7 protein-coding genes are annotated in these 13,612 nt (G+C 41.4%); all 7 read right to left on the reverse strand.

Annotated elements, in window-relative coordinates; all coding sequences use genetic code 11:
• Nucleotides 1-68 precede the first annotated feature (68 nt).
• Nucleotides 69-1,079 (reverse strand): quinone-dependent dihydroorotate dehydrogenase, encoded by a 1,011-nt coding sequence (pyrD, locus tag BIW53_RS05080; RefSeq protein WP_070990790.1) that lies wholly within the window; start codon nt 1,077-1,079, stop codon nt 69-71.
• A gap of 97 nt (nt 1,080-1,176) precedes the next feature.
• Nucleotides 1,177-6,015 carry an NAD-glutamate dehydrogenase gene (locus BIW53_RS05085; protein ID WP_070990791.1) on the reverse strand — a complete coding sequence of 1,613 codons (4,839 nt, stop codon included), beginning with the start codon at nt 6,013-6,015 and terminating at the stop codon, nt 1,177-1,179.
• A gap of 201 nt (nt 6,016-6,216) precedes the next feature.
• Complete coding sequence (locus BIW53_RS05090; RefSeq protein WP_070990792.1) at nt 6,217-8,547, reverse strand: efflux RND transporter permease subunit; 2,331 nt, start codon at nt 8,545-8,547, stop codon at nt 6,217-6,219.
• The gene (locus BIW53_RS05095) at nt 8,547-9,545 is read right to left on the reverse strand and encodes a WD40/YVTN/BNR-like repeat-containing protein (RefSeq protein WP_070990793.1); all 999 of its coding nucleotides are present in this window, start codon (nt 9,543-9,545) and stop codon (nt 8,547-8,549) included. The genes BIW53_RS05090 and BIW53_RS05095 overlap by 1 nt, the downstream gene beginning before the upstream one ends.
• A gap of 103 nt (nt 9,546-9,648) precedes the next feature.
• Complete coding sequence (locus tag BIW53_RS05100) at nt 9,649-11,016, reverse strand: DUF1329 domain-containing protein (RefSeq protein ID WP_070990794.1); 1,368 nt, start codon at nt 11,014-11,016, stop codon at nt 9,649-9,651.
• 11 nt (nt 11,017-11,027) lie between these two features.
• A complete protein-coding gene (locus tag BIW53_RS05105; RefSeq protein ID WP_070990795.1) occupies nt 11,028-13,145 on the reverse strand; it encodes a DUF1302 domain-containing protein in 2,118 nt (705 codons plus the stop codon).
• A gap of 237 nt (nt 13,146-13,382) precedes the next feature.
• Nucleotides 13,383-13,604 (reverse strand): DUF2835 family protein, encoded by a 222-nt coding sequence (locus BIW53_RS05110; protein WP_070990796.1) that lies wholly within the window; start codon nt 13,602-13,604, stop codon nt 13,383-13,385.
• Nucleotides 13,605-13,612: the final 8 nt, after the last annotated feature.

The following is a 13,612-nucleotide window of genomic DNA, read 5'->3' on the forward strand; positions in this document are numbered from 1 at the left end:
AAATTACAGGCTGTAAAAATATTTATAAGAACAATTTGTTTACGATCATTTGGTTATATAACTGATCCTTATAACCCCTCAATGATCCTTTTTACCAAACCTGGACCTTCATAAATGAAACCTGTATAGACTTGCAAAAGTGAGGCTCCGGCGTCAAGCTTTTCTTTCGCCGATTCAGCTGAATCTATACCACCCACACCAATAATAGGTAACTTGCCTTCTGTAATACGCTTTAGTTCACTGACCACAAAAGTTGATTTCTCTCGAACAGGACGCCCGGATAAACCGCCAGCTTCTTGGGCATGCTCTAGTCCTTGCACCGCTTCACGCTCTAAGGTAGTGTTGGTTGCTATCACTCCGTCAATGCGATTTTTTACAAGCGATTCAGCTATTTGTGCAACTTGAACAGCATCGATATCAGGCGCGATTTTTACGAGCATTGGCACTGATTTACTATGCTTTGCTATCAAGTCCATTTGTTCATTCTTTAAACTTTGTAGTAGGTCGTCTAAAGCATCACCATATTGTAAATCACGAAGACCTGGTGTGTTAGGCGAAGAAATATTTACGGTAATATAAGACGCGTGTTCGAATACTTTACGCATACAATGAATGTAATCGTCCTTCCCTTGTTCATTTGGCGTATCTTTATTTTTACCAATATTGATCCCAAGGATCCCATCATATTTAGCCGCTTTGACATTATTTACTAAATTATCAACGCCTTTATTATTAAAACCCATACGATTTATTATCGCGTGAGCTTGCGGCAACCTAAAAATGCGAGGTTTGTCATTACCAGCTTGTGGTCTGGGCGTTACCGTACCTACTTCAATAAAACCAAAACCCATTTGCGAAAATGCGTCGATACATTCAGCATTTTTATCTAACCCAGCGGCAAGACCGACTGGATTTTTGAACTCTAAACCAAGGAAGTTTACTGGTTTATCAGCAACAGATTGCGACCACGCCATACTAAGTGGTGTGTGTGCAAAACGGCGCAAGTTACCTAATGCAAATTCGTGTGCCCACTCGGCGTCACGGCTAAACATATAGCGGCGCGCAATATCATAAAACATGAAAACTCCTTAAAGATCCTAAGTAACATACGTCTGCAATTAAGATGCAGATAAAAAAATACCCCAGCAAGGCCGGGGTATTTTAACGATTTAAAAATTATTTGGTAGTGTCGCAGTTGTGACTTAACAACATCAACTCACGTAATGCCACAGAGAACTTGGCAAAATCATGGCTCTGTGAAGTCTTGAACTCTTGCAACATTTGCTGCCAACGATGTAGCAATGCAGTCTGATTGTCCATCCATTGCTCAATAAGTGCATTGACGTCACTTTCATCACCTTCAAAGCTATTTAAAACCACTTCTGATAATGAACGCTGTTGCCAATCTAGCTCTTCTCGATACGAGGCACGCGCAAGTGCTTGCCAGTGATTCGATACTGGTTGTGCCGTAATTTGATCTAAGAACCAATGTAGGCCCATGCTTGCACCTAGTTTAAAGTAAGTATGTGAGACCACCTCTACTTTTCGACCAGAATTATGAGCAACTTCTGCCAAGTCCATGACTGAGAATAAACTTGAAAGTGACACAATACGCATTGCTATATCACTTGGTACACCCTGCTCTTGCAACTTCTTAGCATTTGTAAGAATTGAAGCGCTTTCAGTCTCAACCATATAACTGTGTAAATTTTTACTCACATCTTTAAACACTGGAGCAAAGAATTCGATAGTCTGTTCAATCGTCAGAGCCTTATTACGATGACGTAAGAACCAGCGTGTAGCACGGCGAACCGTACGACGTAGCTGATACAACATTTCAGTTTGTACTGCCGCAGGGATCTTATTATCAAGTGCAGCAATGGCTCCCCAGGTACTCTTCATTTCAAAGATTGCGCTAGCAATAGAGTAACACAGTGCAATTTCACTATCGGTTGCACCCGTTTCTTCATTCATGCGAACCATGAAATTCAAGCCCATGTCGTTAACGATATTGTTTGCTAACTTAGTCGCGATAATTTCTTTACGTAGCGGATGGTTATCCATAGCTAAATTGAACTTTTCACGCAATGGTACAGGGAACGAATTAACCAGTAATTGACGGTAATATGGGTTTTCCGACACATCATCAACTACTAGCGATTCTTTCAATACCATTTTAGAGTACGAAACAAGCACGGAAAGCTCAGGACGAGTTAGATCTTTACCAGCAGCAGCTCGTTCTGCCAACTCTTCATCTGTAGGTAAGAACTCAATTGTGCGATCTAGCTTACCTTCTTTTTCTAGCGCATGAATAAAGCGTACTTTTTCTTTTAAAGTTGCAGGACCTTTAGACTTAGTAATAGACAGTGTATGCGTTTGACGATAACAATCCGCTAATACTAATTCAGAAACTTCATCAGTCATTGAGTAAAGTAATTCATTACGCTGTTTCTTCGTTAAATCACCCTCAGCAACTAAGCCATTAAGTAAGATCTTAATGTTAACTTCGTTATCTGAACAGGCAACACCACCCACATTATCAATAAAGTCGGTATTGATGCGGCCACCTTTGCCAGCAAACTCGATACGACCAAGTTGAGTAGCACCTAAGTTACCACCTTCACCGAATACTTTAGCGCCCAATTCTGCACCATTGATACGAAGTGCATCATTAGCACGGTCACCAACATCAGCATTCGTCTCTTTAGAGTGCTTAATGTACGTACCAATACCACCGTTCCAAAGTAAATCAGATGGCATCATCAACACAGCTTTAATCAGCTCGTTTGGAGTCATGCTTGCTTTTTTGGTGCCTAGCATTTTCTTCATTTCTGGCGTTAAAGTGATCGACTTCGCTGCACGTGAGAAAATGCCCCCCCCCTCAGAGATGAGCGACTTATCATAGTCTTCCCATGATGAACGAGGTAACGCAAATAAACGCTCACGCTCTTTATATGAACTTGCTGCATCTGGTGTCGGGTCGATAAAAATGTGCATGTGATTAAACGCAGCCTGCAGGCGAATATGCTTAGACAACAACATACCATTACCAAATACGTCACCGGCCATATCACCAATACCAACTACAGTGAAATCTGTAGTTTGACAGTCAATATCCATTTCCCTAAAGTGACGCTTCACAGATTCCCAAGCACCTTTTGCGGTAATACCCATTTTCTTGTGGTCGTAGCCTATTGAACCACCTGAAGCGAATGCATCACCTAGCCAGAAGTTATAATCTTCTGCGATTCCATTAGCGATGTCAGAGAAAGTTGCAGTACCTTTGTCAGCTGCTACCACTAAATATGGGTCATCTTCGTCGTGGCGTACAACGCTTAACGGAGGTACGATTTCACCATGAACGATATTATCCGTGATATCTAATAAACCGCGAATGAAGATCTTGTAACATTCCTGCCCTTCTTTAAAGAACGCTTCACGCTCAGTTGGCAGTTGTTTACAGACAAACCCACCTTTCGAACCCACTGGCACAATAACGGTATTTTTAACTTGTTGCGCTTTAACCAAGCCCAATACTTCGGTACGGAAATCTTCACGTCTGTCAGACCAGCGCAAGCCGCCTCGAGCAACTTTACCACCACGTAAATGAACACCTTCAACGCGTGGTGAATATACAAAGATTTCAAAAGCAGGCAACGGCAACGGCATATCTGGAATGCCACTTGATTTGATCTTAAATGATACGTAAGACTTGTTACTACCATCTTGCTCTTTTTGGAAAAAGTTAGTACGTAACGTAGCGTTGATCATGTCAACATATAAACGAATGATTCGATCATCATCTAAATTTGCAACGTTTTCGAGCTCTGCGTAAATATCATCGATCGTTTTATCAATTGTTTTTTGCGCAGCAGGTTTTGCTGGTGAAAACTTCTTGACGAATAAATCTACGATCTGAGCTGCAATATGTGGATAATGGTCAAACGTACTTTCTATGTAACTTTGAGAGAAAGTTACGCCAATCTGGCGCATGTATTTGGCATAAGCTCTTAAGATTGACGCTTCACGGCCTGTTAAACCGCCTAGCAGTACCAATCGGTTAAAACCATCGTTTTCAAGTCGGTTATGCCATACGTTGGTCAAAGCAGCACGAAAACGTGCAGACACTTTGTTGAAGTCCGAAATGCCTTTACTGTCGAGTAGCATTGAGAAGTCCATGATCCAGTTAACCTGACCATCGCTAGACTTAACTGCATATGGAGTTTCACCGATCACACGCAGACCAAAATTTTCAAGCATTGGCATGACATCAGATAGATGAATTGGCACATCTTTGTGGAACAGGCTTAAACGCACGATTTGTGAGTTTGCTTCTTCTTGAGGGCGATAAAACAACATATCTAATTTGTTGTCATCATCAAGCTGCTCTAATTTTTCAATATCAACTACTGAAGCACTAGGTAAAACTACATCTTTGTACGCACCAGGGAACGCAGCAGAGTATTTTCTGAACAATTCGTTACCGCGCGCTTCACCAGCGCTTTCAAGTAACGCGTCATGTAATTTATCTTCCCACGTACGAGCGGCTTCAACTAAGTTATTTTCAATGTCTTTCACGTTATATTCAATATTGTTGTCAGCTACGCGCACTGTGTAATGCGTACGTGCAAGCGTAGACTCAGAGAAATAAGTAGTGAATTCAACTTTTTCTTTTGATTGGAACGCATTGGCCAACAATTGTTGAGTTTCACGTCTAAGTGCTGTGTTGTAACGCTCTCTTGGTACGTAAACCATACAAGAGAAGAAACGACCATAGGTGTCTTTGCGCACGAACAAACGACACATGTCACGTTCTTGAACTTGCAGTACACCTGTAGCTACTTCCAAAAGCTCAGACTCATGAGCCTGCACTAATTCGTCACGTGGGTAAGTCTCTAAAATATTTAACACAGCTTTATAGGCATGCGTTCCTTGTGCAAAATCACACATTTGCATGATGCGGTCAATCTTGCCTCTTAGCACAGGCACATCGGCCGCACTGTTATTATAGAAGCTGGAGGAGAATAAACCGATAAAGCGGTCCTCTCCTATCACATTACCTTTATCGTCAAAGCGTTTAATGCCAACATAGTCAACATATGCAGGACGATGTACACGTGAAAGAGAGTTTGTTTTTGTAAGAATTAGCAAGTTATTGCTACGAGCTTCTTTACGTGCAACTTCGGGAAGTTCTGACAACAAACGACCTTGTTCGTCAGCTGACTTTTTCATTAAGCCTAGGCTAGTACCAGCGACATGTTTAAGCTCGTAGTCACCCTGAACTGGACACAGGTCATATTGACGATAACCCATAAAGGTGAAGTTATCTTGCGTCAGCCATTCTAAAAATTCTAGTGCTTCGGTTACTTCACTTTCTTCACATTGAAAATGACGCGTTGGAAGTTCTTTGATCACTGATTTTAGCTTGTCGCGAATAGGCAACCAGTCTTCGACAGCTAAAGACACGTCTTGTAGTACAGACTCAAGCTCTTTTGTGAAAGACTCAATGTCTTTTTTGTCTGTTTGACGGTCTATTTCAATAAAGAACACAGTTTTTGTCGAAGACGACTCCTGTTCAGCCTTTAAGTTTGAAATAGCAGTGATTTTTCCGGCATCATCACGTTGTACCTTTAGCGGGCAATGTAACAGTAGGTGTGAAACTATATTTTCACGATTCATTGCCATACGTACTGAGTCAACCAAGAAAGGCATATCTTTGGCAATAATCTCTACGATTGTATGTGATGACTGCCAGCCATCTTTTGCAACTTCAGGATTGAATACGCGAATTATCGCATCATCTGAGTTGTTTTTTTCGAGAGAATTCCAAAGACTAAGTGCAGCACCATACAGGTCACTATCGTTACGATTAGCCAAGTCCTCTTTAGACATATTGCTGTACAAGGCTTTGGCAAATGTTTCAACGAGTGACACGTTCTCTGCATGAACTTTCTTGTGGATCAACTTACATACGTTATCTAGGATAACTGATGCTGGACCTTCATTTTGTGTCATATGTGTTCCTTAATCTATACCACCTTTGAACGGTAGATTATTTGTACAGCTGTTTATTAGCGTGGAGTCAGTTGAATTTTAACCTTTCTGACGCTAATAAACAGCTTTTTCGATGAAAACATTTTAAGCTTTTCAGCTATTTGCTCATCTATTCACAAAATATAGATATAAATGATCATTCACGGCTATTTAGGAGCACATTTATTCACGATTTTTTCTCTGGTCAGTCCAGAGTAAAGTACCTATAGCAGGTAATAACAGTACAGCTCCTAGCATATTTACCAAAAACATAAACGTCAGCAGAATACCCATATCAACTTGGAACTTGAGCGCGGAGAAAATCCAGGTACTCACACCAATCGCCAGTGTGATACCCGTGAATAGTACCGCACTACCACGTTCAGCTAACGCGTTGCGATAGGCAACTGCTAAAGGGATCCCCTGCTTCAACTGCCCCATCATTGATGACAAAATATAAATACCATAGTCCACACCAATACCGACACCTAAAGCTATCACTGGTAACGTAGATACCGTCAGACCAATTTCCAATTTTACCATCAACGCCTGGGCCAGCGTTGAAACTATGTATAGTGGCAAAACAACAGCAATTGTTGCTTTTATGCTTCTAAAACTTAACAAGCATAGAATAATTACCGCTCCATAAACATAGATCATCATGGGTAATTGCGCTGCAGACACTGATTCATTAGTGGCTGCCATTACCCCAATTGGCCCTGATGCAAGCCTAAACTTCACATTCTCAGTATTTTCTTCTAAAGCAAATTGCTTAATGTTCGAGATAACATGGTCAATCGATTCCGCTTTATGGTCTTCCATAAAAATGATTATCGGCATTACCGAGCAGTCACCATTGAGTAAACCTGTACTGGTCTCAACACGCGAGGTTGCCTGCACCAAAGAGGCACTGTTTCTTGGCAGCATTTGCCACTTTTGGTTCCCTTCGTTGTAACCTGCATTTACAGCCTGAGCCACAGAGCTTAGTGAAACGGCAGATTGCACACCCGCTAAGTTTTCCACTCGCCATTGAAAACGGCTGATGCGTTCCATGGTATCGTGTTCAGTACAAGCTGCGGGATACGCCTCCACGATTACTTTAAGAATATCTGATGAAATAGCGTAACGATCAGAAATTAAAAAAGTGTCCTGATTGTAGCGCGCATCCTGATGCAGCGCAGGAGCGCCGGCGTGTAAGTCTCCAATACGCATGCTTTGTGAATACCAATAGCCAACAGCAAATAAAACGGCTGAAACAAGCAAGATAATCCTTGCCCACTTTTTATCCGTAGTACAAACCAACGCTTCTCGTAGCTGAGTAAATACAGCGTGAGACTTAGAATTACCATCATCTAATCGCCTGATCCTGCTAGAGTTAAAGTAGGAAGCCAAGATTGGAAGTAAAACCAAGTTTGTGAAAATGATTACAGCTACACCTAAACTTGCTGTAATAGCCAACTCTCTAATGATGCCAATATCGATAGCGAGCAATGTTAAAAAACCGACGGTGTCAGACAACAATGCAATACCACCAGGAATTAAAAGAGCTTTGAAACTCGCTTCAGCTGCAACCTTGCTTGATACTCCTTGTGCAACCTTCTTACCAATAGAATTGATCATTTGCACGCCATGACTAACGCCAATTGCAAATACCAAAAATGGCACCAAAATAGACATCGGATCGAGTCCAAAACCAAGACTGGCAAGTAAACCCATTTGCCAAACAACGGCAATAATAGAGCACATAATGGGAAGTAATGTCAGTTTGAAGCTTTTACAAAATAGCCAAACCATAACAAATGTGAATGCGATCGCTAGGGCAAAAAACAACACTACACCTTTGGCACCGTCGGCGATATCTCCTGCCATTTTAGCAAAGCCGATAATATGAATACTCACTTTATCGTTACTAAGTGGCTCGCGGATCTGTGATTCTAACTTCTTTGCGAACGCTAAAGTATCAAGCTTTTCTTGAGTTTGAGGGTCAATCTCCATAAGCTGCGCACTTACCATCGCACAGCTATAATCACTGGCTATCATGCGCCCTACAACATTGGCTTTTTCAATATTCTGTTTTACAACCGCTAGACCTTGCTCTGTTGCAGAGAAATTAGCAGGAATGATTGGGCCACCAGCAAAGCCATCTTCCACCACTTCAACAAACCGTGCGCTAGGTGAGAAAATAGAGTTAACTAATGGGCGGTTTACCCCAGGAATAAAATACAGTTGATCATGTACCGCTTTCAATTGTTTAAAAAATTCGGGGTTGAAAATATCTCCATCCCTGTCACAAACAGAGATCAAAATGCTATTTGCCCCACCAAATTGTTTTTCGTGCTTGAGATACAGCTGCATGTATTCATGCTGTAATGGTATGTTTTTATTAAATGATGCGTCTAACTGAATTTGAGTTGCTTTATATCCTAACAAACCAGTCAAAATGGTAAACAAAAACAGTACAGCTAAACGGTGGCGAAACACCACGTATTCTAATTTATTCAAAACGGCTTTCATTACTTCTTAGCCTCCCAAATTTTCAGCCCTTTCTCAGTGGCTAAAACTAACTTATTCTTGAATGTAACGGCCGAAAGAATCGCATGACCGCTACTTAACTGTGAGTGCTTAACTTGTCCGTTATCGTAGCTAAATAAGAAACCGCTATTGGCAAGCAGATACAGGCTATCATTGAAGTTCACAACCGAGTTAATAGTAGCTTTAACTGGTATGTCAATTTGGCTAAATTCTAAATCTTCCCTATGGGCAATAAAGGCATTACCGCGCAGACCTGCAACCACAATTTGTTCATTCCCATATGGCGCTACTGAAAAAAATGATCCAGGGTAGAATTCATCTAATCTTTGCCAGCTTTTCCCCATATCTTTGCTATGCGCTACCAAGCCCATTTCACCAGCTAGGTACAGTTGCTCACGGTGAATTAGCAACCGATTAAAGTGTGGCAGAATAAATTTCGTTTCTTCTTCATAAGCTTGGGGATCATCTTCTTTAAGCCCTTGCAAATACTCTTTATCATCGGGGTGCACAAAATCATCTATAAAGCGCTTTTCCCAACTCTTTCCACCATCGTTGGTTTGATAAAACATGCCATATGCACCAACAGCAAAACCCGTATTTTCATCAACAAACTCTATATCTAAACAAGGTTTTTGTTGTTGTGGTAAATATTGCTGGATTTGCCAGGTTTGACCATTGTCACTACTAAATAAAATGCTGCTATCATGCCCACATGCCCATGATTTATCGCTTTCTAATGATGTGACAGCAGTCAGTAAAGACTGAACTGGAACTTTAGCCTGCTGCCAGATTTTACCATCTTTACTGGTTACCACAGTGCCGTGCTTACCTACAGCGATTAATGTTCCCCCACTGTTCACTATATCTGTGAACAATGTTTTCTCTGGGTGCTTAACTTGTAGTGCTGGCTGGGGTGTGATTTGTGCACTGGCCACGCCACCAAACAGTATTAGCGCACTCGCTATCGTTGTTTTTAACATGCTGAAACTACTCAAATAAAGGTGACAGGTGACGAGAACTCGTCGGAAATACAGAATTGCTAGCGATCTTACGACCGCTAGCAATATTTGGCTAAGAACCAGATTAGCGTTTACCCTCACGGCGCAGCGCACTTTGTGTAAACTCATTATCTTGGAATGACTGACTGAAATCGTACATCTGCTCTTCGTTATCCAAACCAATCGCTAGATAGCGACGTGAATTTAGGTCGTAATAAACGTCCAATGTACTCCAGTGAGTAGGAACTTCATAATAGTTAAGTCCATGAGCCATAGCTACACGATACATTTGGTCGCGGTTGTCATATAGATCCGCAATATGGATCTGCCAGCTATCTTCATCAATGTAGAAAACACGTTTTTTATAGATGTGGCGCGTACCTTCTTTAAGGTTTGCCTCCACAACCCATACACGGTGTTTTTCGTATCTAACATGTTCAGGATTAACATGGCCGGGCTTTAGAATGTCATCATACTTTAGCTTATCACTATGAAGCTTATAGCTGTTGTAAGGAATATATAATTCTTGCTTACCTTTTAATGTCCAGTCGTAACGGTTTGGTGAACCGTTAAACATATCAAAGTCATCTGTAGTACGTAGGCTATCTGAAGCTGTTCCTGGAGCATCGTATGCAACATTAGGAGCTCGACGAACTCGACGCTGTCCTGTGTTATAGGTCCATGCCTGACGTGGCGTCAGAATTTGGTCCATCGTCTCATGAACGAGCAACGCCGTACCTGCTAACCGCGCAGGTTCAGTTACTTTTTGCTTGAACTTAAACAGTACGTTTGACTCTTTTAGCTCTTCAGGTGTTGCATCTGTCGCCGAATATTTCACCAACAGTTTCTCATCAAAGCCTATCAAGTTGTAATCACCTGACTCTGTTGGCATCGCCTGACCACCAAAACGCGCAATAGAAAGACCTCGGTAGCGCAATAGATGGTTCCAGATAGCTTCTAAACCGTCTTTAGGAATCGGAAAAGGAATACCAATTGCCGTATTTTTTATACCGTTACCACCTTCGATAAGCTCCGCCGTAGACGCATATTGTTTTGTAGCATCATAAACGAATTGAGGATACGAGGCACTTCGGCGAGTTGGGTAGATGTTCATTTTGAACGTATCTGGATACGTTTCAAACATCGCTACCTGACCCGGGCTCAAAAACTCTTTGTATTTATCTACGTTTGACTTATCAATTGTAAATAGAATTTTATCATCCGCATACGGATCTGGATGGTGCATACCAGGTTTATAATTCGCTGGCGGCTTTGTAATACCTCCGTCCCAAGCTGGGATCGAACCATCTTTATTACCTGCTTTTTCAGCACCAATTGGAGTTAAGTCAACACCTAAACGTGCAACTTGTTCCGCCGTCATTTTTGCCATCGCGCCTGTTGCCGATAGCATTGTTATCATTGTTGCGGCAATGAGTGTAGGTTTTCTAAACATACTGAAAGCCCTTAAATTGAATACTTGATGTTAAAAGAGACAAAATCACGGTCTGCGAATGTGTTGGTGGCACCGCCACCCCAGAACGTGTTGTAGCCCACGTCAAACGACCACGCATTTTGATAATTGAAATTTAAAGTTACCCCTAACGACTTACGATCCTCGATGAACAAGAACATTGGATCAGGTGTAATACCGTTTACATCGTGGGAGAAAACAACTTTTGGTGAAAAGTTAACGCCTGAAAACAGGTTGTTAAACTCACCCTTTGCGATTAATCGATAACCCCATGCCGATGATGTCGGGAATGGGTTGACCTCAGGACCATTTGAAACAGCTTGGTGCAACAAATCGTAACTCTTACCTGAAATACCTTCAATCGTACCACTACGACCTGTACCAGAGACGTTTAGACGAAGCTGATCATAAGTAGGCATATCTTTGATAGTCACGGCACCTACTTCACCAACAAGTGCCCAGCTATCTGCACCTAATGATGGGCCAAATAGATGAGTCGCGGTAAATTGAGCCTGCAGGGTATCTCTTAAAATATAACCCTGTGCTACATCTCCTGGCTCCACATACGCTACCGTGTCACCTTCACTCAACTGAGATAAGCCTGCAAAGTCATCGCGACGTCCTGCATAAGCTAGCTGTTCTACCATACCGGCATAAAGTAACTCTACATCATCGATTTGAAGAGGTTCGTCTTCACGAAACGCAAATTCACCAGAAAATGCTGTTTCACCTAACGCAGTATTGAAGCTCAAACCGTAAAGTTTAATGTCTTCTGGATAGACAATTTTCGCTTGCGTAAAAGCATTTAGATTTGTGATGTTATCTTCAGTAATCGTATTAGTTGCAATATAAGCAAGGTCTTGCGCGACTCCAGCATTAGTGAAATTCGAAGCCTTACCTGAAATTAGTGGCCTGCGGCTATGATAATTTATGTAATAAAACGCAAACTCGGTATCATTTAGTGCAGGTGAATAGATACCTAAACGCAGACCATATTGACCGCCATCGTCTGGTTCAGTTTTACCCGCGCCTCCTTTGCCCTTAAGAGCTACTTTTGTAGGATAAGCCAGATACATTTGCGCTAACAGCTTTTGTGCTGATTGACTGCTCGTTACTCCCTCTTGCGTCACATCAAGGCCCTGTGCCGTCAATGCACCCAACCAAGTAGCTTGTAAAGCATTAAGCGAATCGCTCAAATGTTGAAGATCAATATCTGGGTTTGAAGTAAAACCTAACTGTACGTTTTGAGAAAAACCATTTGCTGAAGCAAAATCATTGGTAGAAAAGTAGCTCCCCGAAGCTGGCAAGCGTGTTTCATGCCAGTCATATTGGTAAAAACCTTCCAACGTAATATTTTCTGTGATTCCTAGTGATGCCCAAAGCATGCCGACAGGAATAAATGCCTCTTTTACTTCAGAGCCAGGAGCTTTCAAGCGGTCTATGTCAACTGGGTTAACATTAATACCATGACTGATTAGAGTACTCTCACCCCAGTTTACTACCTGCTGACCTAAACGAACTGATAACGGATTTTTACCATCATTAAGATCAAAATCGGCCCACACAAACGCATCTAATAAACGGAAATCTGAACAGACCTGCTCTTTTGTTTCATCGTATGAACATGGATCGACTTTTTTACCCGATACTGGGTTGTTATAAGCGAAATCACCATCTTCCATGGCAAAGTCATAAAAGTACATAAAGCGCGAGAAGAAACCATAGTTATCTTTACTAATCGCTAAATCATGTGTGCCTTTAACAAGCTGTGAAAAGGTCTCGCCTGAATCAAAATTTAAATTACCAGCATCACCATTATTTGAATAAGCACCTGGGTTTGCCCAAACCTCACTTGAGCTATAAACAGTATTCCCAGTCAATGCGTTATAGCCAGACCAATCAAACATAGGGTGATTGCTCTTACCTATATACTGAAAATCTCTATCTTCTACACGAATGCTCTGTCCGTAAGAAAATGTAGAATCAAACGTGATATCAAAATCACCGACTTGAAAGCTTGCAGCAAGTAAAGGTGCACTGCTCATCGACAAAGCAGCTGCACTAAGACCGAGCATGATTTTGTTCTTCACAAAAAGCGATCTTTTTATCATTATTTCTCCCCCTTCTGGCGGGTATTTTCTAATCAAGTTGTTGTTTTTTGTTGTCGTAACGATAGAAGCGAATTATCAAAATTACAAATGGAACGCGTTCAATCGGTGCTTTTTCAGCGTTTAGGGCGCTATTTTACTCTTGGTAAGACGTCCTACCAGATAATTTATAACACGTAATTTAAGTTTATAACAAACCCATTTAACAAAAATACAATGTGACAGTGTTAAATTTTCGGATTAAGCAATTTTTTCAAGCGAAACAAAGCCATTTTGGCCATCTAGACATAACCTAAAGCGCCCTCTTATACCTAGCGATGAAACAAACTTGCGAATGTGTACTGCAGGAAAGCGGATCGTTTTTCCGCCATCCTCGGTAACTTGAATATATTTGTAATAGCCTTTGTAATATTTCATACATTCGTCATAAGTCAGATATATTGAAAAAAAATACTCTTGCATTTGTATGT

The organism is Pseudoalteromonas byunsanensis (assembly GCF_001854475.1).
Taxonomy (GTDB): Bacteria; Pseudomonadota; Gammaproteobacteria; order Enterobacterales; family Alteromonadaceae; genus Pseudoalteromonas; species Pseudoalteromonas byunsanensis.